Genomic DNA, 25,927 nt, shown 5'->3' on the forward strand with positions numbered 1-25,927 from the left:
CAGCAGCCGCTCGAGCGCTTTATTTGCTTTCGATTCGCTTTTGATCCGCCTTTGGGTCTGCTTTCTGGCCCACTGTTCACGCGCTCAATCGCCGCGGCTCGGCCCACTGGCGGCGAGCGCGCTAAAATAGCGGATTGCGCGCCATTCCCGCCAGCGGGTGGGCGCAGCATCGCCCTTGCCGCGCCGGCCGGCTTGAACGACTGGCCGCCTTTGTTTTCGCACTATCCACGAAGCCATGAGCAACCTGAATTCACAAACCGTCCTGAGCGTCCATCATTGGACCGATACGCTTTTCAGCTTCACCTGCACGCGCGATCCGTCGTTCCGTTTCGAAAACGGCCAGTTCACGATGGTGGGCCTCGAAGTCGACGGCAAGCCGCTGCTCCGCGCGTACAGCCTCGCAAGTGCGAACTATGAAGAACACCTCGAGTTCCTCAGCATCAAGGTGCAGGACGGCCCGCTCACGTCGCGTTTGCAGCACCTGAAGGTGGGCGACCAGGTGCTGATCGGCAAGAAGCCGGTCGGCACGCTGATGGCCGACAACCTGCTGCCGGGCAAGACGCTGTGGCTGCTGTCCACCGGCACGGGCCTCGCGCCGTTCATGTCCATCATCAAGGACCCGGACATTTACGACCGCTATGAGCGCGTGATCCTCACGCACACCTGCCGTTTCGTCGACGAACTGGCGTACAAGGAATACATCACAGACCACCTGCCGGCGCACGAGCACCTCGGCGAACTGGTGCAGGAAAAGCTGCTGTATTACCCCACGGTCACGCGCGAAGCGTTCCAGAACCGCGGCCGCATCACGGAACTCATCGAAACGGAAAAGCTGTTCGCCGACCTCGGCGTGCCCGGCTTTTCGCTCGAAGACGACCGCGTGATGCTGTGCGGCAGCCCGCACATGCTGCGCGACACGCGCAAGCTGCTCGACGACATGGGCTTCCAGGAAGGTAGCAACAATGCGCCGGGCCATTATGTGGTCGAGAAGGCGTTCGTCGGCTAAGCCGATATTTTTCGCGGCTCATGCCGCCGCCCAAAGGAAAAGGAGCCGTCTGGCTCCTTTTTTTTCGCCGTTACAATTTCGAGTCGTACATTTGACATTCGGTGTCGGCATTATTCCTACATGCGAAGCGCTGAGCAATCTCAACCAGTACCCGAGATATTGGCGCTAACCCTTGGTGGGACTGCATTTTTCTTTTTTTTAAGATATGATCGCGGCGCACCGTTCGTCGCTTCAATCGCCGCTCATGGTACGACCTGCTTGTTACTGAATGTAAATTTCGTTACGTTGCCACGTAGTGATTTGCCTGTCGTGCTGACCTGATACGGCCATCTGGAGGCCAGAGACCTGATGCGTTCTTCCGTCGTCGCGGCGCCGATGCGCCACCCTTTCGCTGTCCACGCTGCTTTCTGAGAAAAAGTCATGGATACGCCGACTGTCGTCCCGTTCACCAGCCCTTCTTCCGCTCTGTTGTCGCGCGACGGTTGCGGTAATGGCGTCGCTGCATCCGATCCGGCGGCGGATCCGGCCTGTGCGTCGGCTTCGGCGGAGCGAGAGTTGGCGCGCCTGCGCGCGCGGGTGCGCGAGCTGTCCGCCGAACTCGTTCGGGCGCAGGAAGCGGCCTGCCGCCACGTCGCGCGAGAGCTGCACGACGGCGTGGGCGCCGAGTTGACCGCGACGCGCTTTGCGCTCGCCGGCGTCGAAACGTGGCTGCCGGCAGACGCTCCTTCACAATGCTGGGCCGCGCTTGCCGTGGCCAACCGCTCGCTCGACGCCGTTTGCGCCGCGACCCGTCATGCGGTGGCCGAACTTCATGCGCCGTCGCTCGAAGCAGGAATCGTAGGTGCGCTCGCCCAGTGGACGGGCGAGTTCGCCGCGCGCACGCAGTTGCGCACGAGCTTCGTCTGTGCGGCCGACGTGCGTCTCACGCGGCTGCCGGCCGACGCGGCGCTGGCCGTGTTCCGCGTCGCGCAGGAAGCGCTGAACAATATTGCCAAACACGCGCGCGCCGAATCCGCCGACGTGCGCATCGAAACCAGCCGCCGTCATCTGACGCTGATCGTCAGCGACGACGGCATTGGCGTTTCGCGCAACGCCCATCGCAGAAGCGGCCATTTCGGCCTGAGCGGGATGAAGGCGCGCTGTGCGGCCTTCGACGGCACACTGCGCGTGACCGCCCGGCGCGCCGAGCCGCAGGGCTCGAGTCAGACCCGGCGAGGCGCGGACGAAAGCACGGGCGGCACGCTCGTGCGCGCGCGCTTCGCGTGGGACGCCATGCTCGCCGACGCCCGGTTCGCCGGGCTGCGCGCAGCGCAATCGTGAGCGAGCCGTCATGAGCCTGCGCATCCTGCTCGCCGACGATCACGCCGTGGTTCGCCAGGGCGTGCGTCAGTTGCTGCTGGATCGCGGCGTGGCCCGCGAAGTCACCGAGGCGCAGACCGGTGCCGAGGCGCTGGACGCCGTCGCCGCCCACAGTTACGACGTAGTGCTGCTGGACATTTCGCTGCCGGACATGAATGGCGTCGAAGTGCTGAAACGTCTGAAACGCAAGGCGCCGCGCGTGGCCGTGCTGATGTTCTCGATGTATCGCGAGGATCAGTATGCGGTGCGCGCGCTCAAAGCCGGCGCCGCCGGCTATCTGTCGAAGACCGTCGACGCCGCGCAGATGATCGGCGCCATCCAGCAGGTCGCGGCCGGCCGCAAGTACGTGAGCCCGGCGATGGCCGAAGCGCTCGCCGACTACGTCTCCTTCGACGGCGAGCAGTTGCCGCACGAAAAGCTCTCCGACCGCGAATATCAGACCTTGTGCATGCTCGCGTCGGGCAAACGGCTGACGGATATTGCCGAGGCGCTGTCGCTGTCGGTCAAAACCGTGAGCGTGTACCGAACCCGCCTGCTCGAGAAGATGAAACTGCGCAACAACGCGGAACTCACCTTCTATGTGATGAGCAACCGCCTCGTCGACCTCAATCCGGCGATGGCAGGTTAAGCGCCGCTGTTGCGGCGCGTCCCGCGCTGTGTGGCTGCCGGGTGGCGCCGCTTGGTCGCCACGGCGCGATATCCGCTGAACTCCTCCCGTTCCCAACAAGCGCGTCCCAGAAAGGTGCATCCGCGCGCATCCGCTAAAATCGCGGGTTTCCCCGACATTCGGCGCGCGACACGCGTGCACTACTGGAGACCCCCGCCAATGTCCCTGTTTCGCAAGAAGAGCGTCGAGCACATGCTCGCGACGAGCGCTCAAAACGCCGGCCTGAAGAAAGCGCTCGGCGCGCTGGACCTGACGTTTCTCGGCGTCGGCGCCATCATCGGCACCGGCATTTTCGTGCTGACCGGAACGGGCGCCGTCCAGGCCGGCCCCGCGCTGATGATCTCGTTTCTGATCGCGGCCGTCGCGTGCGGCTTCGCGGCGCTCGCGTACGCCGAGTTCGCGTCGACGATTCCGGTCGCAGGTTCCATCTATACCTATTCGTATGCGACGCTCGGCGAACTGGCCGCGTGGATCATCGGCTGGGACCTGATGCTTGAATACGGGCTTGCGACGTCGGCGGTTTCCGTCGGCTGGTCGGGTTATCTCCAATCGCTGCTGTCGGGTTTCGGCGTGTCGTTGCCGGTCGCGCTGACGGCGGCGCCGGGCGCGTTGCCCGGCCATGAAACGCTCTTCAATCTGCCGGCGTTCCTCGTGATGATGGCGATCACCGCCCTGTTGTCGGTCGGCGTGCGGGAATCCGCGCGGATCAACAACATCATGGTCGCAATCAAGGTGACCGTGGTGCTGCTCGTCATCGCCGTGGGTGTGTTCCACGTGACGCCGGCAAACTGGCACCCGTTCATGCCGAACGGCTGGAACGGCGTGTTCGGCGCGGCGGCGGTGATGTTTTTCGCGTTCATCGGCTTCGACTCCGTGTCGTCCGCGGCGGAAGAGGTGAAAGACCCGAAGCGCGACCTGCCGATCGGCATCATCGCGTCGCTCGGCGTGTGCGCGGTGTTGTATGTCGCGGTGGCCGCCGTCGTGACGGGCATTGTGCCGTCGGCGCAGTTCGCGAACATTTCGCATCCGGTTTCGTACGCGTTGCAGGTCGCAGGTGAGAAGTGGGTGGCGGGCTTTATCGACCTTGGCGCGGTGCTCGGCATGCTGACTGTGATCCTCGTGATGGCTTACGGCCAGACGCGCGTGATCTTCGCGATGTCGCGCGATGGGTTGCTGCCTGCACGGCTTTCGCGTGTGCATCCGCGCTTTGCGACGCCGTTCTTCACGACCTGGCTGGTCGGCATTTTCTTCGGGCTGATTGGGGCGCTCGTGCCGTTGAATGTGTTGGCGGAACTGATCAACATCGGCACGCTGGCGGCGTTTTCGATGGTGTCGATTGCGGTTCTCGTTTTGCGCAAGACGCATCCGGAGTTGCCCCGGGCGTTCCGGTGTCCGGGTGTGCCGGTCGTGCCGGTGCTCGCTGTGGCGTCGTGTCTGTTTTTGATGGCGAATCTGCAGGCGGTGACGTGGGTGGCGTTTGTGGTCTGGCTGGTGGTGGGGATGGTGATTTACTTTGGGTATTCGAGGAGAAGGTCGAAGTTGGCGGTGTAAGCGTTTTTTTCTGCCTGCGGCCGGTTCAAGCCCCTTGGCCTTTCCTTGAGGTCGCGAGGGTGTGGTCGCTTTTAACCCAATCAAACCAAAGCCCGCCCCAGGCAAAAAACCCCTCATAGCGTCCCCGCCCAATTTGTGCTTTACTTTTCGGCAGACTCATAAAAAACCGCAGCACCCTAACCGGATCAAAACGAACAGGCAGGCTGAAGGCAGAACAAAAGCGGTCCGGTTTCCCCCATCAGGAGACGACTTCATGGCGATCAGCATTAGTCTGACGGTGAACGGCGCGCCCATCAGCGCTTCAGTCGAGCCCGGCACCCTGCTTGTTCAGTTCCTTCGCGATCAACTCCGCCTCACCGGCACGCACGTCGGCTGCGACACGGCCCAGTGCGGCGCATGCACCATCCACCTGGACGGGCGCGCGATCAAATCGTGCAACATCCTCGCGGCGCAAGCGGACGGCGCGCGTGTCACCACCATTGAAGGCCTCGCCAAAGACGGCGCGCTGCATCCCATGCAAGCCGCCTTCAAGCACTGCCACGGCCTGCAATGCGGCTTCTGCACGCCCGGCATGGTGATGAGCGCGATCTCGCTCGTCGAGCGTCAACCGGATATCACCGGCGATGACGTCCGCGCGCAACTGGACGGCAATCTGTGCCGCTGCACCGGCTATCACAACATCGTGAAAGCAGTGCTCGAAGGAGCCGAAGGGATGAAATCGTCCGGCGCGGCAAGCACAGCAGCAAGCACCAACGCGAATGCCGCCGCAGCCTCCACCACGCAAGCCACCGCCTGAGGAGCCGACGATGAACGCACCCGAAACGCACAACCTGATCGGCGCTTCCGTCGAACGTAAGGAAGACTATCGATTCCTGACCGGCAACGGCCAGTACACCGACGACATTCTTCTGCCCCAGCAAACCTACGCGGTCTTCCTGCGCTCGCCGCACGCCCACGCGAAGATCAACAGCATCGAAACGACGGCGGCCAAACAGTCGCCCGGCGTGGTCGCCATCTTCACCGGCAAGGATATGGCTGCCGAGAACGTCGGCGGCCTGCCGTGCGGCTGGCTCATCCACAGCACGGACGGCAAGCCGATGAACGAGCCGCCGCATCCGATCATCGCGCACACGAAAGTGCGTCACGTCGGCGATCAGGTCGCACTCGTGATCGCGGATTCGATCAAGGCCGCGAAAGACGCTGCCGAATTGATCGAAGTCGATTACGACGTGCTGCCCGCCGTGGTCGATACCGCGCATGCGGCGGACCCCGGCCAGCCGGCCGTTCACGACGAGGTGCCGGACAACGTCTGCTACAACTGGGGCCACGGCGACAAAGCCGCCACCGACGCCGCCTTCGCCAAAGCCGCCCACGTCACCACGCTCGACATCGTCAATAACCGTCTCGTGCCGAATGCGATCGAACCGCGCGCGGTGAACGCAAGCTATTCGTCGCAGGACGACAGCTACACGCTCTACGTGGCAAATCAGAATCCGCACGTGGAGCGGCTGCTGATGGCCGCTTTTGTGCTGTCATTGCCGGAGTCGAAGCTGCGCGTGATTGCGCCCGACGTCGGCGGCGGCTTCGGTTCGAAAATTTTTCTGTACGCGGAAGACGTCGCGCTGACGTGGGCGTCAAAGAAAATTCGCCGACCCGTGAAGTGGACCGCCGAGCGCTCCGAAGCCTTCCTCTCGGACGCGCATGGCCGCGATCACGTGACGAAAGCGGAACTGGCGCTCGACGCCGACGGCAAGTTCCTCGGCATGCGCATTCACACCATTGCGAACATGGGCGCGTATCTGTCCACGTTCGCCTCGAGCGTGCCGACCATCCTCTACGCGACGCTGCTGGCCGGCCAATACGCGACGCCCGCCATCTACGCCGAGGTCAAGGCGGTCTTCACCAACACCGTTCCTGTCGACGCCTATCGCGGCGCGGGCCGCCCCGAAGCGACCTATGTGGTCGAGCGTCTGGTCGAAACGGCCGCGCGCGAGATGAAGATCGACCCGGCCGAAATTCGCCGCCGCAATTTCATCCGCGAGTTTCCGTACGCGACGCCGGTCGGCCTCACCTACGACACGGGCGACTATGAAGCGATCCTCGCGCGCTCGCTCGAACTCGCCGATGTGAAAGGCTTCGAAGCGCGCCGCCAGCAATCGGAGAAAAACGGCAAGCGGCGCGGCCTCGGCTACTCCTGCTATATCGAGGCATGCGGTCTCGCGCCGTCTAACATCGCGGGTGCGCTCGGCGCGCGCGCGGGTCTTTTCGAAGTCGGCCAGATTCGCGTGCATCCGACAGGCTCGGTCACGGTATTTACCGGCTCGCACAGTCACGGCCAGGGACACGAAACGACCTTCGCGCAAGTGGTCGCGGACCGCCTCGGCATTCCGCTCGAAAGCGTCGAGATCGTGCATGGCGACACCGGCCGCATTCCGTTCGGCATGGGCACATACGGCTCGCGCTCCATTGCGGTCGGCGGCTCGGCGATCATGAAGGCGCTCGACAAGATCGAAGCGAAGGCGAAGAAAATCGCCGCACATCTGCTCGAAGCCGCCGCGGAAGACATCGAGTTCAAGGACGGCGTGTTCCGCGTGGCCGGCACCGATCGCACGAAGGCCTTCGCGGAGATTTCGCTCGCGGCGTATGTGCCGCACAACTATCCGCTGGAAGTGCTAGAACCGGGCCTCGAAGAAAGCGCGTTCTATGACCCGAGCAATTTCACGTATCCGTCGGGCGCGTACATCTGCGAGATCGAGGTTGATCCGGACACCGGCGTGTGCGAAATCCAGCAGTTCACAGCCGTCGACGATTTCGGCAACGTGATTAATCCGATGATCGTCGAAGGCCAGGTGCACGGCGGTCTCGCGCAAGGCATCGGGCAAGCCATGCTGGAGCGCTGCGTGTACGACAAGGAAAGCGGTCAGCTGCTGTCGGGCTCGTATATGGATTACGCGATGCCGCACGCGTCGGACCTGCCGGACTTCACCGTGGAAACGGCGAAGGGCACGCCGTGCACGCACAATCCGCTCGGCGTCAAAGGTTGCGGCGAAGCGGGCGCGATCGGCTCGCCGCCGGCGGTGATCAACGCGATCATCGACGCGCTCGCGCCGCTCGGCGTGACCGATCTGCAAATGCCGGCTACGCCGCATCGCGTGTGGTCGGCCATCCACGCGGCCACGCAGGCAGCCCACTGAGATCCTGAGCGGAGCATTCGACATGTATTCATTCGAGTATCAACGCGCGACGGACCCGCAAGCGGCCGCCGCAGCCATCGCCGCCGACAGCGACGCCAAGTTTCTCGCCGGCGGACAAAGCCTGTTGCCCACCATGCGGCTGCGTCTCGCGCAGCCGTCGCAATTGATCGACGTGACGCGCATTCCGGCGCTCAAGTCCATCACCGTAGATGCCAATGTGGTGAAGATCGGCGCAGCCGTCTGTCACGCGGATGTCGCGGAGCACGCCGACTTGCGCCGCGCGTTGCCGGCGCTCGCGGAACTCGCCGCGCATATCGGCGACCGCCAGGTGCGCGCGCTCGGCACGCTGGGCGGCTCGCTCGCCAACAACGACCCGGCCGCGTGTTACCCGGCGGCGGCAATGGGTCTGGACGCCACCATCGTTACGCAGAAGCGGCGCATTTCATCCAGCGACTTTTTTGTCGGCATGTATGAGACCGCGCTGGAACCGGACGAGCTGATCGTCGCCGTCGAGTTTCCCGTGCCCGAGCGCTCGGCGTACGAGAAATTCCGCAATCCCGCGTCGCATTTCGCGCTCGTCGGCGTATTCGTTGCGAAGTTCGCGAACGGCGTACGCGTCGCGGTGACGGGCGCGGCGGCTTCGGTGTTTCGCGTGCCCGAACTGGAAACCGCGCTATCGGCGAATTTCACGCCCGAGGCCGCGCGTGCGGTTAGCTTGCCCGCCACGAATCTGAACGACGACATGCACGCGAGCGCCGAATATCGCGCGCATCTGATTCCGGTGCTCGCCGCGCGCGCGGTGGCGAAGACAAATAGTTAGCCATCCTTTGTATGGACCACCGGCGCGAGTCCCCACGCTCGCGCCGGCAGGAGTCGCTCAAGCGCGCCGCTGATCGCGCAGATTCAGGAACGCCATGCACCCCGCTTCAATCGACGACACCCTCGCGCAACTCGCCGCCCAGAACTATTTCGCGAGCCGCGAACTGGCGACGGCGTTGTACCTTGCGCTACGCATGGAGCGTCCTTTGTTCGTCGAAGGGGAACCGGGCGTCGGCAAGACCGAGCTCGCCAAAGCGGCGGCGGGCATGCTCGGCACGTCGATGCTGCGGCTGCAATGCTATGAAGGACTCGATACCGCCAGCGCGCTTTACGAGTGGGACTACCCGCGGCAGATCATGGCGCTGCGTCTTGCCGAAGCCGCGGGCGAGCGGCCCGATAACGACACTTTGTATCGCAGCGAATTTCTGCTGAAGCGTCCGCTGCTGCAAGCGCTGCTGCCCGACGAAAATCCGGGCGTGCGACGCGTGCTGCTGATCGACGAAATCGACCGCGCCGACGAGCCCTTCGAAGCCTTCCTGCTCGAACTGCTGTCCGACTTTCAGGTGTCGATTCCCGAGTACGGCACGGTGCGCGCGGCACAGCCGCCGCTCGTCGTGATGACCTCGAACCGCACGCGCGAAGTGCACGACGCATTGAAGCGCCGCTGCCTGTATCAATGGATCGGCTACCCGGAGCGCGATCGCGAACTGCAGATCGTGGCCGCGCGCGCGCCGCAAACATCCGCACAATTGCAGCGGCGCGCGGTCGATTTCGTGCACCGGCTGCGCGGCATCGATCTGTTCAAGGCGCCGGGGATTGCGGAGGCTATCGACTGGTGCCGGGCGCTCGAAGCGCTCTCGGTGACGGAGCTCGATCCGCAATCGGTGCAGAACACGCTCGGCGTGCTGCTCAAGTATCAGGACGATCTGGCGCGTGTCGACGCGGCGCAGATCGCACAGTGCCTCGCCGCGCCGGAATAGCGAACATGACGACGCCTACTCGCGTTGATGACTCGAACCACGGCGAAGCTCCCGCCGCGCGAAACCATGCAGACGCCGCGGAGCAACTCGCTGCATCGCTGGAAAACGGCACGCCTACGCTTGCACGCAACGTCGTTCATTTCGTGCGCGTATTGCGCGGCGCGGGCCTGCCGATGTCGCCCGCGCATGCCGTCGACGCGCTCGCCGCCCTGCACTATATCGACCTCGCACGCCGCGACGACGTACGCGCCGCGCTCGCGGCAACGCTGGTTTCGGCGCCCGACGAACGAGAACTCTTTGACGCCGCGTTCGAGCTGTTCTGGCGCGATCCGGATTGGGAAGGCAAGCTGCGCGCGCTCCTTTTGCCGAAAGTCCGCGACGGCCTGCCGCCGCCCAAACGCAACAACCGTCTCGCCGACGCGCTCGCAGTCCGCGCGCCGCCCTCGCCGCATACGCAAAAGCCGCAGGAAACCGGGCAGCAGGAACTGCGTGCGCACGTCACGTTCAGCGCTGAAGAGCGGCTGCGTCACCGCGACTTCGACACCCTTTCCGCCGATGAATGGCGCACGCTGCGTCATCTGATTCGCGCACAGCGTCTGCCGCTCGCGAAGGAGCCGACGCGCCGCCTGAGGGCCGCGTCGCGCGGCACGCACGCGGACTTGCGCGCGAGCGCGCGCCAAGCCGTGCGCGCGGGCGGCGACTGGACCGTGTGGAAGTATCGCGCGGTCGTGGAGCGCAAGCCGCCGCTCGTGTTGTTGCTCGACATTTCCGGCTCGATGAGCAGCTATTCGCGCGCGGTGCTGTACTTCTGCCACGCGCTGGTTCAGTCGCGCGAACGCCTGCAGGTCTTTCTATTCGGCACGCGGCTCACCAACGCGACGCGCTGGCTGCGCGAACGCGATCCCGACGTGGCGATTGCGGCGCTCACCGAACAGGTTGTCGACTGGTCGGGCGGCACGCGCATCGGCGCGGCGCTCGCCGAGTTCAACCGACGTTGGGCGCGCCGCGTGCTCGCCGGGCGCGCGACAGTGCTGCTCGTGACCGATGGCCTCGATCACGAAGCGATCGACGTGCTCGACACCGAAATGGCCCGCCTGCGCCGCTTCGCGCACCGAATCGTATGGCTCAATCCGCTGCTGCGTTTCAGCGGCTTTTCTCCGAAGGCGCGCGGCGTGCAGGCGATCCTGCCATATGTCGACGCGCATCGACCGGTTCATAATCTGGAGAGCCTGGCCGCGTTCGGCCGCGACTTCGTGCAACTCGCGCGTGCGCCGCGTCCGGGCGTTCTTGCCACGCAAACCGCAGGAGCAAGTTCATGGAACTGACCGAAACTCATACGCTGCCGGTTTCCCAACAGCGCACGTGGGACGCGCTGAACGACACGGAGATTCTGCGCGCCTGCATTCCGGGCTGCGAAAGCATCGATCCGGACGGCGAAAACGCCTATCTCGTTGTGCTCAGCGCGGCGGTCGGCCCGGTCAAGGCGCGCTTCAAGGGACGCATGCAACTCGCCGATATCGACGCACCGAACGCGTACAACATCGTGTTCGAAGGCCAAGGCGGCGCAGCCGGCTTCGCCAAAGGCAACGCGCGCGTCACCCTCGAAGCCGACGGCGACGCGGCGACAAAGCTCAGCTACACGGCGAACGCGCAGGTCGGTGGCAAGCTGGCTCAAATCGGCTCGCGGCTCGTCGACGGCGCGGCGCGCAAGATCGCCGGCGAATTCTTCAAGCGCTTCAGCGCACGGGTCGGTGGCGGTGGCGGTGGCGACACTGCCAGTGCCGTGGATGCAGACGACGCCACCGATGGCGCCGACACTGCAGCGGCAGACGCGGCGGGGCACAATACTGCATCGACCGAAGCCGCGGACGGCGAGTCCGGCGGCGATGCAACGAAGAGGAAGAAATCATGGACAGCGTGGATCTCGAAGTCCTGAAATCCAGCGCCCGTTGGCTTGAGGAAGGACATCGCGCGCTACTGGTGACGGTGGTGAAGACGTGGGGCTCGTCGCCGCGGCCCGAGGGCGCGATGCTCGTCGTGCGCGACGACGGGCTCGTGGTCGGCTCGGTTTCGGGCGGCTGCATCGAAGACGATCTGATCGATCGCGTGCGCCAGCAGGGCATCGAGCAAACGCGGCCTGAGGCGGTGAAATACGGCATCACTGCCGAAGAAGCGCACCGCTTCGGACTGCCTTGCGGGGGCACGATTCAACTGGTGCTCGAACCGTTGACGCCGCAAAGCGGCATTGCCGAACTTTGCAATGCGGTCGAAGAGGGCCGGCTCGTCGCGCGCGAACTCGACATGAGAACGGGCCAGGCGCGGCTCGGCAAGGCGCTCGCCACCGACGGCGTGCATTTCGACGGCCAGCGCCTGTTGACGATTCACGGCCCGCGTTACCGCATGCTCGTGATCGGCGCCGGGCAGTTGTCGCGCTACTTGTGCAACATTGCCGTGGGGCTCGACTATCAGGTCACCGTCTGCGATCCGCGCGAGGAGTACACGGAAGAGTGGAGCATTCCCGGCACGAAGATCGTTCGAACCATGCCGGACGACACCGTGCTCGATATGAAGCTCGACGAACGCTGCGCGGTGATCGCGCTGACGCACGACCCGAAACTCGACGACCTGGCATTGATGGAAGCGCTCAAGACACCGGCGTTCTATGTCGGCGCTTTGGGTTCGCGGCGCAATAACCAGGCGCGTCGCGAGCGGCTCAAGGAGTTCGATCTCAGCGAGACTGAGTTGGCCCGTTTGCACGGACCTGTGGGCATTTATATCGGCAGCCGTACGCCGCCCGAAATTGCCGTGTCGATTCTTGCGGAAGTGACTGCGGCCAAAAACGGCGTTTCGTTGCCAACGCTGCTTCAGGTTGAAGGCGCAAAGGCCGCGCGGGAAACTGCGGCCTCAGCGGGCGGCGCGGCTTGCAGCGCCTAGGCGCTGGACTCAGGCGACGCGGCCGGCAATGCCTGGTCGCGTGCTCGCCTGCCACTCGCGCCTGAAGCGCGCACGGCAGGCCCGGCGCTCACATCAAACCGCAAACCACGGCGGCGATGATCGATCCGCCCACCAGCACGACGCCCACCACACGGCGCTTGTTCAGTTCGGTCCACAACAGCACGCCCGTGAGCGAAAGCAGGATCAGCGAGCCGGCAATCGTGTCGACCAGCAGCATCCAGCCGATGCTCAGGCCCACGCCCTTGTGCAGGTTCGTCATCGTCGCGAGAAAGGTGTTTTGCGTGCGTTTCACCGCGACGAAGCCGTTGCCGACCCAGTACTCGGCCTGCACATTCTGCGTGGGCGCGGCGAATGCCACCTGCCAGAACTCCGGCTGAATCGTGCTGCGATCGCCCCACGCCACCGGATGCGCCGGCTCGCGTTTCATCCTGCCAGGCTTGCCGTCGATTTTCAGTTCGCCCTTGAGCCACTTCGCCATGTCCATCGGCGAATGGAACGGCTTGTCGGGCACGGCCATCTGTAATTCCTCGACTTGCGGCTGGCCCGTCGGCACCTTCATCGGACCCGCGCGATGGTTCAGCAGAAAGCCGGTCGCGCCGAACATGAGCCCGAGCACCGCGCCCCACAGGCCGACCCAGCCATGTACCTTGCGCAGCCACTTGATGAAGTTCGCGCGCCGCGAACGCTGACGTCGCACCGCCTGCTCGGCGCCGTCCATCAGATGACGGCCGGGCGGCTCGTCATGTGCGACGTAGCGTGAGGCGCCATCGGCAGCGGGTTTCAAATCGATCGAATCAGGCGCGTTCACATCCATGCTCCGGTACAGCGGGTTAGGCCGCCGCCGGCGCGCAGATACGCAGCGCGCTCATAAGCCGGCAGCGGAGGAATTTGACAAGAAGAGAGCGGATGGCTCCGGCTTGCGGTCCGGAGCCATCCCGTTGAGAGGCTGGCTGGCAGTCACAGAGGAGGAGAAATGTGACAGGAAGCTGGCGATGCCCTTCAATTGAGAATGGCTATCATTACACAATTGACGCGTTTGCTCAATCGCGGCGTGACGAGCATGTCGCTTTGGCGCTTTGAGCGCCTGACTGCGTCGGTAGACAAACGATGAGCGCGTTGCCCGTTCATCCGCGCGTTCATCCGCCCGTGCAAGCGCGGGCGCCCGCGTGTGCCGAACCGTTTGGCGCGACGCGCGCGTTCAAACGGGCCACAGCGGCCCTTCCTGCATTGCGCCAAGCTGCTCGCGCATTTCAAGGATGCGGTCTTCCCAGTAACGCTGCGTATTGAACCAGGGAAACGCCGCCGGAAACGCGGGATCGTCCCAACGGCGCGCAAGCCACGCTTGATAGTGAATCAGCCGCAGCGTCCGCAACGCTTCAATCAGATGCAGTTCTCGCGGCTCAAAGTCGCAGAAGTCTTCGTAGCCGGCGAGCAGATCGGCGAGCGCACGCGACGCCTCGGCACGCTCGCCCGGCAGCAGCAGCCACAAGTCCTGCACGGCTGGGCCCATGCGACTGTCGTCGAAGTCGACGAAATGCGGACCCGCGTCCGTCCACAGCACATTGCTCGGATGACAGTCGCCATGCATGCGCAGCATGCGGATCTCGCCCGCACGCTCGAACGCGCGCTCGACGCCTTCCAGCGCGAGATTGACGACAGTTTGCCAGGCGTCGCGCACGTCATCAGGAATGAAACTGTGCGAGAGCAGGAAGTCGCGCGGCTCGTAGCCGAACGTCTGGATGTCGAGCGCGGGACGCTCCATGTAGTTCCGCGTCTGCCCGACCGCATGGATGCGCCCGATGAAACGCCCAAGCCACTCGAGCGTATCGCGGCGGTCGAGGTCCGGCGCGCGTCCGCCGCGGCGCTCGAATATCGAAAAACGGAAGCCCTCGAACGTATGCAGCGTGCGGCCTTCGAAGGCGCGCGCCGGCACCGCGGGAATTTCCCGCACGGCGAGTTCGGCGACGAACGCGTGTTCTTCGAGAATGGCGGCGTCGCTCCAGCGCTCGGGACGATAAAACTTCGCGACCACCGGCGGCCCGTCTTCGACGCCCACCTGATACACGCGATTTTCGTAGCTGTTGAGCGGCAGCATGCGCCCATCGGTGCGCACGCCGACTGTGGCGAGCACGCTGTCGAGCGCATCGAGCACGATTTCCGGCTGGAGCCGGGCGAAAGGCACGCCGCGCGCGGCGCCGTCCTGTGGATCGAGAATGTCGTTCATGCCCGCATTGTGCGCCGCGCCGCCGTCAAAGACGAGTGTGGCGCGATCTGCGGCGCGCGTCTGCGAGGCAGGCGGCAGACGCGCAAAACCACGACCGCGTTAATGCATCTGCGCGCTTGACGGACGCACCAGCTCGCCAGTGTCGATAAGGTCTTCGAGGAAAAAGGGCTCAGTGTTCAGTTGCGGCGAAGCGCCGGGCTCGCCGGCATACCACGCCACCATGGCCATGTCGCCGAGAATGCGCATGACGATTCCGCGCGCGCCTTGCGGCACGGCGATATGCACCGATCGGACAATGGAACCGATTTGCATGATGTTTCCCCGTTCTCCCGTAGCCGGCTTTATGGATTCATGCCGGTCAAGGTGATGATAAAAGCGCCGCTTCGCCGGTAACGTTGCGTACGCACCCAAACTGCTGCGCGTGAATACGCGTGAGAGTTTCGAGTCATTGTTCCCGTTTTGCGGGGCCCTTGATAGCGGGAAGTCAGGGCGTTTCACCCGTCGTTTCCGCTGATTCGTCACGACGCGCGGCGCCGCGACGAGACCATCATAAACCCTGCCGGGCGCAGATATCAAAAACGAGGCGCGTCAGCACGGCTCGCGCCCGTTTCGCACACTCTCGCGCAATTTTCAGCGTATCCTTAACTGCTTTGCAGGCGCGGCGTCTGCGAGTGTCCGTCAAGACACAACCGGCGGATACTGCGCCGTGCTTCGATGTTGCCGCCGTTTGCACTCTGCCTTTTCCGCATTTAGTCCTGGTTCTTTCTTGCCGTGCCCAACGCCTCCGATACCCCTTACCTGGAACGCGGCACCCGCGCCTATTGGCGCGCCAGCATCGCCTTGCTGTTCGCCGGCTACGCCACGTTCTCGTTGCTGTACTGCGTGCAGCCGCTGTTGCCATCGTTTTCCTCGGCGTTCAACGTGACGCCTGCGCAAAGCAGCCTTACCGTCTCACTGTCGACGGCGGCGCTCGCGTTCTCCATCTTCACGGCCGGCTTTGTGTCCGAAGGCTGGAGCCGTCACAAGCTGATGACGATGTCGCTGACCGTTTCGGCGCTGCTTACCATCGGCGTGTCGATTGCGCCGCAGTGGCACCAGTTGCTCGTGTTGCGCGCGCTCGAAGGTCTCGCGCTCGGCGGCGTGCCGGCCGTCGCCATGGCCTATCTCGCGGAGGAAGTGCATCCCGACGGTCTCGGCCTCGCGATGGGTCTGTATGTCGGCGGCACGGCAATCGGCGGAATGGCGGGGCGCGTTATCACCGGTGTGGTCGCGGATCTGTTCTCCTGGCGCGTCGCGATAGGCACGATCGGCGTGCTCGGGCTTCTATCCATGCTGGCGTTTCGCGCGCTGCTGCCGCCGTCGCGTCATTTCGTGCCGCGGCGCGGGCTCGGCTTCACGCATCACCGCAGCGCGCTCCTGCGCCAGTTCACGCGGCCGGGCTTGCCCTTGCTGTTCCTGCTCGGCTTCGTGCTGATGGGCAGCTTTGTCACGCTGTACAACTACATCGGCTACCGGCTGCTCGCGCCGCCGTACCGTCTGAGTCAAACGGAGATCGGCGCGATTTTCGTGGTGTATCTGACGGGCGTGGTCGCGTCGCCGTGGTCGGGGCGCATGGCCGACACGTTCGGGCGCGCCCGCGTGCTTGCGGCGAGCTTGCTGTTGATGGGCGTCGGGCTCGCGCTCACGATGTTGAGCCCGCTGGCAGCGATTGTCGGCGGCATCGCTTGCGTGACGTTTGGGTTCTTCGCGGGACACGCGGTGGCGAGCGGCTGGGTCGGACGTCTCGCGAAAGAAGCCAAGGGCCAGGCGGCCGCGCTTTATCTGCTCGCGTACTACATCGGCTCGAGCGTGGTCGGCTCATACGGCGGCCACATGTGGGCCGGCTTTGGATGGAGCGGCGTCGCCGCTCTCGTGGCCGCGCTGCTCGCGATCGGCATGCTGGCCGCGCTCAGATTGGGCCGGCTCGACCCGGCTCACGGTTGAGCCCGAACGGGGGGCGATTGCAGCCAGATTTCGAGCGCCTCTGCGATTCGCGCCGCATCGAAAGCCGATAAAGAGTAAGGGCTGTGTAAGCAAACGCTTCACTTTCGGGGCGCGTTTTGCTGCAGCGCCACAAGCGCGGCGAGCCTTGCGGGCGTTGGCTTCTGCGACTTGCGAATCGGCGTCGGCAAGCTACGGCCGGCGGCTACGTCGCTTCAGACGTCATCTATACTCAAATCGAGCGTTGGCAGCGCACGGTTCAAATGAGCCGCTGCTTTCGCGTCAAATATAAAAGGAGACGAGTATGACGACCTATTTCACGATCGGCGACTTCATTCTGGTCATTCCGATGGCGCTGGCCGGGGCCCTGTTCGTCGGTGCGCTGCCTTGCAAGACGGAGTTGCGGCACAACGTGCTGCGCGTGCTGGGTGCGCTACTCGGTGTCGTCTTCGCGGTCGTGCTGGTCGAAGGCTTGCCGGCACTCGTCTAGCGAAAAAAAGCCGCCTTTACGGCGGCTTTCTTCTCACATGCGTGGCGGCAGCGTCGCCGGAATCAGATCGCCTGATCCGTCGACGGTTTCTCCCACAGGTTGATGCCGCCTTCGGTCGCATAGCGGTCGATCTCCGCGAGTTCTTCTTTCGAAAACGCGAGGTTCTTCAACGCGCCGACGTTTTCGCGCACCTGTTCCGCGCGGCTCGCGCCGATCAGCACCGAGGTCACACGCGGATCGCGCAGCGCCCAGGCGAGCGCCATTTGCGCGAGGCTCTGGCCGCGACGCTGCGCGATTTCGTTCAGCTTGCGCACGTGCTCGATATTCTCCGCGCTCAAATGCTCCTGCTTCAGCGACGCGCCGCCGGGCTTGTTCACGCGCGCGTCTTGCGGCACGCCATTCAGATACTTGCCGGTGAGCAGACCTTGCGCAAGCGGCGTAAAGGCAATCGTCCCCGCGCCGACCTGTTCGAGTGTGTCGAGCAACTCACGTTCGATCCAGCGATTTAGCATGTTGTACGCGGGCTGATGAATCAGCAGCGGCACCTTGTATTCCGCGAGCAGCTTCGCCATTTCCAGCGTCTTGCTCGCCGAGTACGACGAAATACCGATGTACAGCGCCTTGCCCTGCTGCACGGCGCTCGCCAATGCACCCGCGGTTTCCTCGAGCGGCGTGTTCGCGTCGAAGCGATGCGAATAGAAGATGTCGACGTAGTCGAGTCCCATGCGCTTCAAACTCTGATCGAGACTCGCGAGCACATATTTGCGCGAACCGCCGCCTTGTCCATACGGACCCGGCCACATGTCCCAGCCGGCCTTCGACGAAATCAGCAGTTCGTCGCGATAGGGCTTGAAGTCGTCCTTGAAGTGCCGGCCGAAGTTGGTTTCGGCGCTGCCGTACGGCGGCCCGTAGTTGTTCGCAAGATCGAAGTGCGTGATGCCGAGATCGAACGCGGCACGCAGAATCTCGCGCTGCGTGGAAAGCGGCGTGGTATCGCCGAAGTTGTGCCACAAGCCGAGCGACAGCGCGGGAAGCTTGAGGCCCGACTTGCCGCACACGCGGTACTGCATGTCCGAATAGCGTTCTGAAGCTGCTTCGTAAGCCATTGCTGATGTCCTTGATGATGATAGCGCCCGGTGATCTCGGGCATGGGCAATCGCATGCTGCGGGAGGCGTGCTGCTGTGAGTTCGTTTTTATATGCGGTCAGACCGCTATGGTAGCCAATCGACGCGCCGGCTGCAGAGCGCGCCGCACAGGATGGACGAGGGCTTGCACGTCCCCTACACTTTGGCCGGTCAAGCTTAGGGAGCGTTAAATGACGAAGGCGATTTCAATTGCGCTGATTGTCGGCGGCGTATTGCTGCTGTATTTCGGCGGGCAGGCTTTCAATTCGGTGAGCAGCGACGTCTCGCGCGTCTTTACTGGCTCGCCGTCGAACAAGGCGATCATGCTGATTGTCGGCGGCGTGGTGGCCACGCTCGCAGGAATTACGGGCATCGCGTTGTCGGGGCGCAAGCGCTAGGCGGTGAAGCGGCGGCGTTGCACGCTCACGCCGGTTTTGCACGAAATGCGCCGCCGCAATGCGTTAGCAGTGTGAATCAGAAAGCGATTTCAGGCTTCGCTGCGGAACGCGTGCCAGGCAACGGCACATTGCTCGCGCCGTGATACGTGAACACCAGCGAGAACTTCACCTGATCACTCAGATTCTTGCCCGCGGAGTGCAGCGTATTGCAGTGGAAAAACACCACGTCCCCCGCTTTCAGTTCGGGCGATACCGCGGCGCGAATCCACGCCTGATTTTCCTCGAGGTCGGAGCGAAAGAACTTGGCCTCGTCGAAGCGCTCGCCGGTAAATGCGGTGCTGTGCGAACCCGGCACGAACCAGAGCGCGCCGTTGTCGACGGTTTCATTGCCGAGCGCGAGCCACACCGAAACGAGGTCGTCGCGCTCGAACGACCAGTAACGCACGTCGCGATGCCAGCCGGTCAGACTGCCGTACGCCGGGTGCTTGGTCATCATGCAGTTATGGTGCGCGCGCGACAGGCGCGGCTCTTCGCCGAAATACAACTCCATCCAGCCGCGAATTTCCGGCGCGGTTGCCCACTGCGCGAAACTGCGGTCGCGCCCATACGCGTCCAGTAAGCGCCGCACTGTGTGACCGCCGGGCGCGAGTTTCGAAGGCGGCGCACCGGGATATTGCAGATCCGCTTCGAACTCGATCGGCGCGGCGGCTTCCTCCAGCTGACGTTGCGCGATCTGCTTCATCTCGTCGCAACGCTCGGCCGACACGAGGCCTGGCACGACGACAAAGCCCTGCTCACGTAGCGTGTGGATCTGCTCTTTCTTCGAATGGAGTGACATGGTGTTCCGTGACCGTCGACTAACCGATGCTCGATTGTAAAACGGGCGCGATCATACCGCCTGCTGTTTCGCCGTCGCATCTCGCCCCGGATTTGATGCAAGTGCCCAAGCCGCGCACTAATTGCAGGCGGCACGCGGCTTGCTAACGCACGCCGGCTGTGCAGCGGCGCACGAGAATCGGCTGCGAGAACAACCACGCGCCAGGCACGCGCTCGGGCCGCGCACACTGCGCGGGTCCGTGATAACCCGTATTCGCAGGGTAAAAACCGACTTTCTGACGTCATCACTCCCGTGTAGCCTGCACGCATGTTGATCGCTATTCCCGCCTGCTTTTGCGTGTCAGGGGCTCTGGAGCCCGAAGGCGCCGCCCACCCCGGCGTTTTGCATCGCGCAGTTCTCCACTCAGTTTCGGGCTCCCGCGTCGTCCGTCGCGAGACCGCCATTGGCACACTTGGTGCTGCTGCTGGCGCACATTTCATCGCGCGACACGCTGCCCACCTGTAAAGCCATGCATACTCTTCTGAGCACACGTTTTACCCGCGCCGCCCTGAAAGCGGCCCGTCCGGCGCGCCGTCATGTCGTGCGCGCGCTGCGTCATCACGCCACGCGCACGCGTGCCCTCGGCGAACAATGGCGTGATGCGAAAGCGGTCGACGGCATTCGCACCTGGTTCAACTCATTCTTCTCTGCTTTGCGTATGCGCGGCGGTTCACGCCGCTTTTCGCTACGCACGCTGCTGCGTAAGCCGACGCCGTTGCGTCTGACGACGCCTCCGCGCGCGCCCGTCGCAGCGCGGTCGCAAAGCGCGAGCCGCCGTCCGCGTCGCATGTCGACGAACGGCAGCACCGGCTGGTTTGCGTTCGCATTCGCGACGCGTTAAGAGGCGCCACTGGTTGCATTACGACGCTGCGCCTGCATGGCGCGGCTCGTCGTGGCGTATCGTGTCGTCGTGGCGTATCGTGTCGTCGTGGTGTGGCGGGCCGCGTCGATGGCGGGCCGTGTCTATTCGACATAGCAATGCGCGAAGCGCATCAAGGCAAAGAGACGCAATAAAAACGGCCCGATCAGCGATAAGCCGATCGAGCCGTTTCGGTCAGACTGACCATCTCACTTCATAAACCCCGCCGCGCGCGAGCCGGCGGGGTTTTTGTCAATCCGCCAACGCGGCGACCGGCTCCGTGCCGGCGGCTTCCGCGAGCGCCAGCGCCTTGTCCGTGGCTTCCCACGTGAATTCCGGCTCTTCGCGGCCGAAGTGACCGTAAGCTGCGCTCTTCTCGTAGACCGGACGCAGCAGGTCGAGCATCTGGATGATGCCCTTCGGACGCAGATCGAAGTGCTCCTGCACGAGACGCGTAATGGTCGCGTCCGACACGCGGCCCGTGCCGAACGTGTTGACCATGACCGAGGTCGGCTGCGCGACGCCGATTGCGTACGACACCTGAATCAGGCAGCGCGAAGCGAGGCCGGCGGCCACGATGTTCTTCGCGACATAGCGGCCGGCGTATGCAGCCGAACGGTCGACCTTCGACGGATCCTTGCCCGAGAACGCGCCGCCGCCGTGCGGTGCGGCGCCGCCATACGTATCGACGATAATCTTGCGGCCCGTCAAACCGCAATCGCCTTGCGGGCCGCCGATCACGAACCGGCCGGTCGGGTTCACGAGGAACTTGATGTCGCCCTTGATGAGATCAGCCGGCAGCGTCGGCTTGATGACTTCTTCGATCACCGCTTCGCGCAGCGTGCCCAGATCGATGTCCGGCGAATGCTGCGTGGAGAGCACCACGGTGTCGATGGAATGCGGCTTGCCGTCCACATAACGCACGGTGACCTGCGACTTCGCGTCCGGACGCAGCCAGGGCAGGCGGCCGTCGCGGCGCAGATTCGCCTGGCGCTCGACCAGACGATGCGACAGGTGGATCGGCAGCGGCATCAGTTCCGGCGTTTCCTCGCACGCGTAGCCGAACATCAGACCCTGGTCGCCCGCGCCCTGATCGAGGTTGTTGTCGTGCGCGCGGTCCACGCCCTGCGCGATGTCCGGCGACTGCTTGTCATACGCGACGAGCACGGCGCAGCCGCGGTAGTCGATGCCGTAGTCGGTGTTGTCGTAGCCGATGCGCTTGATCGTGTTGCGCGCGATCTGAATGTAATCGACATTCGCGGTCGTGGTGATTTCACCCGCGAGGACCACCAGCCCGGTGTTGCACAGCGTTTCCGCTGCGACACGCGAGTATTTGTCCTGCGACAGGATGGCGTCGAGAATCGCGTCCGAAATCTGGTCCGCGACTTTGTCGGGATGGCCTTCAGAAACGGATTCGGAGGTGAAGAGATAGTCGTTTGCCACGTTGCAGACTCCTGTTTTGTGGTTACGGTTGATATTCACGTAGCCAGCTTCGGGAGTCTGAAGCGGCGACGCTTTAGCGGATTACCTTACCGGCCGGTGCGAATCACATGGATCGCACCGCCTGGCTTCGCCCCGCAAGTTGTCTATTAACTCGGCGAAGCCCTTATTATAGCGACTTCCAATGATTGTCACAGAGTGATCACGAGTGCGGTATTACGTCAACTTCTCTGCTTTCCTGAACCGCGTCACGCGAAATGCCTTCCCGGAGGCCGCATGCTGAGCCGCTTCGGCCCCCGGCTCGCGATCGGCTTGCTGAAACTGTTTGCCCTGTTGCCGTATGGTTTCGTCGCCCGTCTCGGCGACGGACTCGGCTGGCTGCTTTATCAGATTCCGAGCCGGCGCAAGCGCATCGTCCACACGAACCTCAAGCTGTGCTTTCCTCAATGGAGCGACGAGCGCCGCGAGGAAGTTGCGCAAAAGCATTTTCGCCACGCGATCCGCAGCTATCTCGAACGCAGCGTGCAATGGTTCGGTTCGGCGAAAAAGCTCGAGAAGCTGATCCAGGTGGACAGCGCAATCGACTTGACCGACCCGAACCTGCCGCCCACGCTCTTTCTCGGCTTTCACTTCGTGGGCATCGAGGCGGGCTCGATCTTTCTCAATTACTCGCTCAAGCGGCAATGCGGCTCGCTTTATCAGCCGATGTCCAACCCGGAAGTCGAGGAAGTTGCCAAGGCGGCGCGCGCGCGTTTTGGCGCGGACATGGCGAGCCGCGCCGACAGCGCGCGCATCGTGCTGCGCTGGCTGCGCGAGCGCAAGCCGGTCATGTTGGGTGCCGACATGGACTATGGCGCACGCAATTCTACGTTTGTGCCGTTCTTCGGCGTGCCCACTTGTACGCTGACCGCCGTCGGCCGTCTGGCGAAAGTCGGGCACGCGCAGGTGGTGCCGTTCATCGGCGAAGTGCTGCCCAACTACAAGGGTTATCGCCTGAAAGTGTTCAAACCGTGGGACAACTACCCGACCGGCGACGACGACGCCGACGCGCGGCGCATGAACGCGTTCCTTGAAGAACAGATTCCGTCGATGCCCGAGCAGTACTACTGGGTCCACAAGCGTTTCAAGACCCGGCCGCCGGGCGAGCCGGGCGTTTATTGAACAAGGCCGGCAAGGCATGGCCTCGCCGCCTCGTCAGAACTGCAAACCAACCGGGCGCGGAAATACAGCGCCGTTCGGCTCACTGGCGGGCGCGTCACTTACAATAGCGTGATGAAACTGAAATTCACCAAAATGCATGGGGCGGGTAACGACTTCGTCGTGCTCGACGGCTACACGCAACCCGTCAACCTGACGCCGGCGCAGGTGCGCGCGCTCGCGGACCGCCATTTCGGCGTCGGGGCCGACCAGTTGCTGCTGGTTGAAAAGCCCACGGTCGAAGGCGTCGATTTCAGATATCGCATCTTCAATTGCGACGGTGGCGAAGTCGAGCATTGCGGCAACGGCGCGCGCTGCTTCGTGAAGTTCGTGCGCGACAGCGGCCTGACCGATCAGCGCAGCGTGCGCGTGCAAGTGCAGAAAGGCACCATCACGCTGACCATGCAGGAAAACGGCGAAGTGCTGGTCGACATGGGCACACCCGTGTTCGAGCCGGAACGCGTGCCGTTCGCGACCAAGGGTCTCGAAGGACGTCGCGAAGGCGCGGACACGCTTTGGCCGCTCGACGTGAACGGCACCACGCGCTGGATTTCGGTCGTGTCGATGGGCAATCCGCACGCGGTGCAGGTGGTGGATGACGTGGAAGCGTTTCCTGTGCTCGTCGAAGGCCCGGTGATCGAGCGCCACGCGCGCTTTCCGCAGCGGGTGAACGCGGGCTTCATGCAGATTGTGGGCCGCAGCGAGATCAGGCTGCGCGTCTATGAGCGCGGCGCCGGCGAAACGCTGGCGTGCGGCACGGGCGCATGCGCGGCAGTGGCCGCGGGCATTCGCCGCGGGCTGCTCGACGCGCCGGTGCTCGTTCATACGCATGGCGGCAAGCTCACCATTTCGTGGGACAGCAATAAGGAAAGCGAACCGCTCCTGATGGCCGGCCCGGCCACCACCGTTTTCCAGGGCGAGATCGAGCTGGCCGATTGAACGTGGGCCGCTCAATCGTCCCTGCACGATTCATTAACTCATTGATCGACGCGTCGCATGAAGGCGTCGTCCCCGTAGTTCTTTAGCCGAAACCATGAACGATCGCGAAGTCGCCGAATATCTGCTCGCCAACCCCGAATTCTTCGCCGAACACGCGGAAGTGCTCGCGACCATCCGGCTCGCGAACCCGCACGGCAAGGCCGCGGTGTCGCTGCAGGAGCGGCAGATGGAAATGCTGCGCGACAAGAACAAGCATCTCGAACGCCGTCTCGCCGAACTGCTGCGTTACGGCCACGAGAACGACAGCATCGCGTCCAAGTTCAACCGCTGGACCATCCGCGTGATGGCCGAGCGTGATCCGTACGCGCTGCCGCGCACCATCGCGAACGGCCTGCGCGAGATTTTTGACGTGCCGCAAGCGGCACTGCGCGTCTGGGACGTCGCCGAACAATACGCTCAGGCGGATTTCGCGCGCCACGTCGGCGAAGAAGTGCGAATCTTCGCGAACAGCCTCACGGCGCCTTACTGCGGCGCCAACACCGGCTTCGAGGCGGCGCAGTGGCTCGTGCCGGCTACCGCAGGAGCCGACGAAAACCCGGCGGGCGGCGCTGCCCCCGAGCCGGCGCACGCGACTGAGTCGATTGCGCTGCTCGCTTTGCGCGCCCCCGAAGCCAACGAGGAAGTACCGGTTTTCGGCCTGCTGGTGATGGGCTCCGCGGACGCCCGCCGCTTCCACGACGGTATGGCGACGGACTTCCTCACGCAGATCGGTGCGCTTGCGAGCGCCGCGCTGAGCCGTCTGCTGCCGCGCTGAGCCGGCGAGCGCATTCGTCAGCCCTCAGCCGCCCGCTACCGTCAGCCAGCCAACACCGCCCATCGTGACCGAAACCGACTTCATCGCCGCTTATCTGTCGAATCTCGAGCACGAGCGGCGGCTGTCGGCGCACACGTTGCGCGGCTACACGCATGAACTCGACGAGTTGCGGCTGCTGGCGAAAGGCCGGCCGCTCGAAAACCTCACCGCCGTTGATATTCGCGGCGCCGTAGCGCGCGCGCACGCGGGCGGACTCACGGCGCGCTCGATCAGCCACCGCCTGTCCGCATGGCGCGCGTTTTACCGCTGGCTCGCGGGCCGCGTCGATCTGCCGGCCAATCCCGTCGCCACCGTGCGCGCGCCGAAGCGGCCCAAGACGTTGCCCAAGGCGCTGTCCGTCGATGACGCGAACCGCCTGATGGAAAGTCCGCCGGCCGCATCGGCTGAAGGTTTGCGCGATCACGCGATGCTCGAGCTGTTCTACTCGTCGGGGCTGCGCCTTGCTGAACTGGTCGGTCTGGATGTGCGTTTCGCCGACGTCGACGGCTACCGCTCGGCCGGCTGGCTGAAGCTCGATTCCGCGGAAGTGGAAGTGCTCGGCAAGGGCAACCGGCGCCGCATCGTGCCGGTCGGCAGCAAGGCGCTCGACGCGCTGAACGCCTGGCTCGCCGTACGCGAGCAGATGGTCAAGCACGACCCGCATCCGCTGTTTCTGTCGGCGCGCGGCAATCGCCTGTCGCCAAACGTGGTGCGCGAGCGCGTGAAGCGGGCGGCGCTGGTCGCCGGCATTCCCGCGAACGTGCATCCGCATGTGCTGCGGCATTCGTTTGCTACGCACGTGCTGCAGTCGAGCGGCGACCTGCGCGCCGTACAGGAATTGCTCGGCCACGCGAGCATCACGGCGACGCAGGTGTACACCGGGCTCGACTTCCAGCATCTCGCGCGGGTCTACGATCAGGCGCATCCGCGCGCCAAAAAACGCGACTGACGCCGCTTGTCGGCTCACCAGTCACGGCCTTGCTTCATCCGCCGCGCGCGCAGTCGGCCGCGCGG

25 protein-coding genes are annotated in these 25,927 nt (G+C 64.1%); 19 read left to right on the forward strand and 6 right to left on the reverse strand.

All coding sequences use genetic code 11. The annotated features are described in order from the left end of the window. Positions 1–235 precede the first annotated feature (235 nt). From A3AC_RS0106650 to A3AC_RS0106700, 11 genes are all read left to right on the forward strand, one after another. Complete coding sequence (locus A3AC_RS0106650; RefSeq protein WP_013586862.1) at positions 236–1,006, forward strand: ferredoxin--NADP reductase; 771 nt, start codon at positions 236–238, stop codon at positions 1,004–1,006. Positions 1,007–1,426: 420 nt separating this feature from the next. Then, on the forward strand, positions 1,427–2,326 hold the full coding sequence (locus A3AC_RS0106655; protein WP_025598006.1) for a sensor histidine kinase: 900 nt from the start codon (positions 1,427–1,429) through the stop codon (positions 2,324–2,326). Positions 2,327–2,336: 10 nt separating this feature from the next. Continuing rightward, complete coding sequence (gene rqpR / locus A3AC_RS0106660; RefSeq protein WP_025598007.1) at positions 2,337–2,993, forward strand: response regulator transcription factor RqpR; 657 nt, start codon at positions 2,337–2,339, stop codon at positions 2,991–2,993. A gap of 198 nt (positions 2,994–3,191) precedes the next feature. Continuing rightward, positions 3,192–4,583 (forward strand): amino acid permease, encoded by a 1,392-nt coding sequence (locus A3AC_RS0106665; RefSeq protein ID WP_025598008.1) that lies wholly within the window; start codon positions 3,192–3,194, stop codon positions 4,581–4,583. Positions 4,584–4,836: 253 nt separating this feature from the next. Next, entirely contained in the window at positions 4,837–5,379 is a 543-nt protein-coding gene (locus A3AC_RS0106670) for a (2Fe-2S)-binding protein (RefSeq protein ID WP_025598009.1), read from the forward strand. A 10-nt stretch (positions 5,380–5,389) separates the two neighbouring features. Further along, entirely contained in the window at positions 5,390–7,777 is a 2,388-nt protein-coding gene (locus tag A3AC_RS0106675) for a xanthine dehydrogenase family protein molybdopterin-binding subunit (RefSeq protein WP_025598010.1), read from the forward strand. 22 nt (positions 7,778–7,799) lie between these two features. Next, complete coding sequence (locus A3AC_RS0106680) at positions 7,800–8,597, forward strand: FAD binding domain-containing protein (RefSeq protein ID WP_025598011.1); 798 nt, start codon at positions 7,800–7,802, stop codon at positions 8,595–8,597. Positions 8,598–8,691: 94 nt separating this feature from the next. Beyond that, the gene (locus tag A3AC_RS0106685) at positions 8,692–9,576 is read left to right on the forward strand and encodes an AAA family ATPase (RefSeq protein WP_025598012.1); all 885 of its coding nucleotides are present in this window, start codon (positions 8,692–8,694) and stop codon (positions 9,574–9,576) included. A gap of 5 nt (positions 9,577–9,581) precedes the next feature. Further along, positions 9,582–10,901, forward strand: a complete 1,320-nt coding sequence (locus tag A3AC_RS0106690) for a vWA domain-containing protein (RefSeq protein WP_025598013.1) — start codon at positions 9,582–9,584, stop codon at positions 10,899–10,901. Beyond that, a complete protein-coding gene (locus A3AC_RS0106695) occupies positions 10,892–11,512 on the forward strand; it encodes a CoxG family protein (RefSeq protein WP_025598014.1) in 621 nt (206 codons plus the stop codon). Before A3AC_RS0106690 ends, A3AC_RS0106695 begins: the two co-directional genes overlap by 10 nt. After that, positions 11,485–12,510 carry an XdhC family protein gene (locus A3AC_RS0106700; RefSeq protein ID WP_025598015.1) on the forward strand — a complete coding sequence of 342 codons (1,026 nt, stop codon included), beginning with the start codon at positions 11,485–11,487 and terminating at the stop codon, positions 12,508–12,510. Before A3AC_RS0106695 ends, A3AC_RS0106700 begins: the two co-directional genes overlap by 28 nt. Positions 12,511–12,598: 88 nt before the next feature. Here A3AC_RS0106700 and A3AC_RS0106705 read toward each other — a convergent pair whose 3' ends face one another. The 3 genes from A3AC_RS0106705 to A3AC_RS0106720 form a co-directional block, all read right to left on the reverse strand. After that, positions 12,599–13,339 carry a PepSY-associated TM helix domain-containing protein gene (locus A3AC_RS0106705; RefSeq protein WP_025598016.1) on the reverse strand — a complete coding sequence of 247 codons (741 nt, stop codon included), beginning with the start codon at positions 13,337–13,339 and terminating at the stop codon, positions 12,599–12,601. A 390-nt stretch (positions 13,340–13,729) separates the two neighbouring features. After that, the gene (locus A3AC_RS0106715; RefSeq protein ID WP_025598018.1) at positions 13,730–14,755 is read right to left on the reverse strand and encodes a serine/threonine protein kinase; all 1,026 of its coding nucleotides are present in this window, start codon (positions 14,753–14,755) and stop codon (positions 13,730–13,732) included. A 99-nt stretch (positions 14,756–14,854) separates the two neighbouring features. Beyond that, positions 14,855–15,067, reverse strand: coding sequence for a hypothetical protein (locus A3AC_RS0106720; protein ID WP_006050502.1), 213 nt, complete (start codon positions 15,065–15,067; stop codon positions 14,855–14,857). Positions 15,068–15,526: 459 nt separating this feature from the next. Here A3AC_RS0106720 and A3AC_RS29085 point away from each other — a divergent pair, with 459 nt between their 5' ends. Next, positions 15,527–16,738: an MFS transporter gene (locus A3AC_RS29085; protein ID WP_035474850.1), complete on the forward strand. Its 1,212-nt coding sequence runs from the start codon at positions 15,527–15,529 to the stop codon at positions 16,736–16,738. A 301-nt stretch (positions 16,739–17,039) separates the two neighbouring features. Then, positions 17,040–17,225 carry a hypothetical protein gene (locus tag A3AC_RS0106730; RefSeq protein ID WP_025598019.1) on the forward strand — a complete coding sequence of 62 codons (186 nt, stop codon included), beginning with the start codon at positions 17,040–17,042 and terminating at the stop codon, positions 17,223–17,225. Between the two features lie 62 nt (positions 17,226–17,287). On the opposite strand, the gene mgrA is transcribed toward A3AC_RS0106730, so the two are convergent. Beyond that, positions 17,288–18,331 carry an L-glyceraldehyde 3-phosphate reductase gene (mgrA, locus tag A3AC_RS0106735; protein WP_025598020.1) on the reverse strand — a complete coding sequence of 348 codons (1,044 nt, stop codon included), beginning with the start codon at positions 18,329–18,331 and terminating at the stop codon, positions 17,288–17,290. Positions 18,332–18,541: 210 nt separating this feature from the next. Between mgrA and A3AC_RS0106740 the strand changes: the two genes are divergently transcribed. Beyond that, positions 18,542–18,748 carry a DUF3185 family protein gene (locus A3AC_RS0106740; protein WP_025598021.1) on the forward strand — a complete coding sequence of 69 codons (207 nt, stop codon included), beginning with the start codon at positions 18,542–18,544 and terminating at the stop codon, positions 18,746–18,748. A 76-nt stretch (positions 18,749–18,824) separates the two neighbouring features. Here A3AC_RS0106740 and A3AC_RS0106745 read toward each other — a convergent pair whose 3' ends face one another. Next, positions 18,825–19,586 carry a phytanoyl-CoA dioxygenase family protein gene (locus A3AC_RS0106745; RefSeq protein WP_025598022.1) on the reverse strand — a complete coding sequence of 254 codons (762 nt, stop codon included), beginning with the start codon at positions 19,584–19,586 and terminating at the stop codon, positions 18,825–18,827. Positions 19,587–20,094: 508 nt separating this feature from the next. Between A3AC_RS0106745 and A3AC_RS0106750 the strand changes: the two genes are divergently transcribed. Continuing rightward, positions 20,095–20,466 (forward strand): hypothetical protein, encoded by a 372-nt coding sequence (locus A3AC_RS0106750; RefSeq protein ID WP_025598023.1) that lies wholly within the window; start codon positions 20,095–20,097, stop codon positions 20,464–20,466. Between the two features lie 270 nt (positions 20,467–20,736). Here A3AC_RS0106750 and metK read toward each other — a convergent pair whose 3' ends face one another. Further along, the gene (metK, locus tag A3AC_RS0106760) at positions 20,737–21,927 is read right to left on the reverse strand and encodes a methionine adenosyltransferase (RefSeq protein ID WP_025598024.1); all 1,191 of its coding nucleotides are present in this window, start codon (positions 21,925–21,927) and stop codon (positions 20,737–20,739) included. Between the two features lie 273 nt (positions 21,928–22,200). On the opposite strand from metK, the gene A3AC_RS0106765 reads away from it, so the two are divergent. The 4 genes from A3AC_RS0106765 (at position 22,201) to xerC (ending at position 25,862) form a co-directional block, all read left to right on the forward strand. Continuing rightward, positions 22,201–23,085, forward strand: a complete 885-nt coding sequence (locus A3AC_RS0106765) for a lipid A biosynthesis lauroyl acyltransferase (RefSeq protein WP_025598025.1) — start codon at positions 22,201–22,203, stop codon at positions 23,083–23,085. Between the two features lie 111 nt (positions 23,086–23,196). Next, a complete protein-coding gene (dapF, locus tag A3AC_RS0106770; RefSeq protein WP_025598026.1) occupies positions 23,197–24,060 on the forward strand; it encodes a diaminopimelate epimerase in 864 nt (287 codons plus the stop codon). Positions 24,061–24,154: 94 nt separating this feature from the next. Then, positions 24,155–24,874, forward strand: a complete 720-nt coding sequence (locus A3AC_RS0106775) for a DUF484 family protein (protein WP_025598027.1) — start codon at positions 24,155–24,157, stop codon at positions 24,872–24,874. A gap of 64 nt (positions 24,875–24,938) precedes the next feature. Further along, a complete protein-coding gene (gene xerC, locus A3AC_RS0106780) occupies positions 24,939–25,862 on the forward strand; it encodes a tyrosine recombinase XerC (RefSeq protein WP_025598028.1) in 924 nt (307 codons plus the stop codon). Positions 25,863–25,927 lie beyond the last annotated feature (65 nt).

Source organism: Burkholderia sp. WSM2230 (assembly GCF_000472445.1).
Classification (GTDB): domain Bacteria; phylum Pseudomonadota; class Gammaproteobacteria; order Burkholderiales; family Burkholderiaceae; genus Paraburkholderia.

Coding starts and splice junctions, on each gene's coding strand:
- A3AC_RS0106650 (WP_013586862.1), top strand. CDS start 236: ATGAGCAACCTGAATTCACAAACCGTCCTGAGCGTCCATCATTGGACC.
- A3AC_RS0106655 (WP_025598006.1), top strand. CDS start 1,427: ATGGATACGCCGACTGTCGTCCCGTTCACCAGCCCTTCTTCCGCTCTG.
- rqpR (WP_025598007.1), top strand. CDS start 2,337: ATGAGCCTGCGCATCCTGCTCGCCGACGATCACGCCGTGGTTCGCCAG.
- A3AC_RS0106665 (WP_025598008.1), top strand. CDS start 3,192: ATGTCCCTGTTTCGCAAGAAGAGCGTCGAGCACATGCTCGCGACGAGC.
- A3AC_RS0106670 (WP_025598009.1), top strand. CDS start 4,837: ATGGCGATCAGCATTAGTCTGACGGTGAACGGCGCGCCCATCAGCGCT.
- A3AC_RS0106675 (WP_025598010.1), top strand. CDS start 5,390: ATGAACGCACCCGAAACGCACAACCTGATCGGCGCTTCCGTCGAACGT.
- A3AC_RS0106680 (WP_025598011.1), top strand. CDS start 7,800: ATGTATTCATTCGAGTATCAACGCGCGACGGACCCGCAAGCGGCCGCC.
- A3AC_RS0106685 (WP_025598012.1), top strand. CDS start 8,692: ATGCACCCCGCTTCAATCGACGACACCCTCGCGCAACTCGCCGCCCAG.
- A3AC_RS0106690 (WP_025598013.1), top strand. CDS start 9,582: ATGACGACGCCTACTCGCGTTGATGACTCGAACCACGGCGAAGCTCCC.
- A3AC_RS0106695 (WP_025598014.1), top strand. CDS start 10,892: ATGGAACTGACCGAAACTCATACGCTGCCGGTTTCCCAACAGCGCACG.
- A3AC_RS0106700 (WP_025598015.1), top strand. CDS start 11,485: ATGGACAGCGTGGATCTCGAAGTCCTGAAATCCAGCGCCCGTTGGCTT.
- A3AC_RS0106715 (WP_025598018.1), bottom strand. CDS start 14,755: ATGAACGACATTCTCGATCCACAGGACGGCGCCGCGCGCGGCGTGCCT.
- A3AC_RS0106720 (WP_006050502.1), bottom strand. CDS start 15,067: ATGCAAATCGGTTCCATTGTCCGATCGGTGCATATCGCCGTGCCGCAA.
- A3AC_RS0106730 (WP_025598019.1), top strand. CDS start 17,040: ATGACGACCTATTTCACGATCGGCGACTTCATTCTGGTCATTCCGATG.
- mgrA (WP_025598020.1), bottom strand. CDS start 18,331: ATGGCTTACGAAGCAGCTTCAGAACGCTATTCGGACATGCAGTACCGC.
- A3AC_RS0106740 (WP_025598021.1), top strand. CDS start 18,542: ATGACGAAGGCGATTTCAATTGCGCTGATTGTCGGCGGCGTATTGCTG.
- A3AC_RS0106745 (WP_025598022.1), bottom strand. CDS start 19,586: ATGTCACTCCATTCGAAGAAAGAGCAGATCCACACGCTACGTGAGCAG.
- A3AC_RS0106750 (WP_025598023.1), top strand. CDS start 20,095: ATGCATACTCTTCTGAGCACACGTTTTACCCGCGCCGCCCTGAAAGCG.
- A3AC_RS0106765 (WP_025598025.1), top strand. CDS start 22,201: ATGCTGAGCCGCTTCGGCCCCCGGCTCGCGATCGGCTTGCTGAAACTG.
- dapF (WP_025598026.1), top strand. CDS start 23,197: ATGAAACTGAAATTCACCAAAATGCATGGGGCGGGTAACGACTTCGTC.
- A3AC_RS0106775 (WP_025598027.1), top strand. CDS start 24,155: ATGAACGATCGCGAAGTCGCCGAATATCTGCTCGCCAACCCCGAATTC.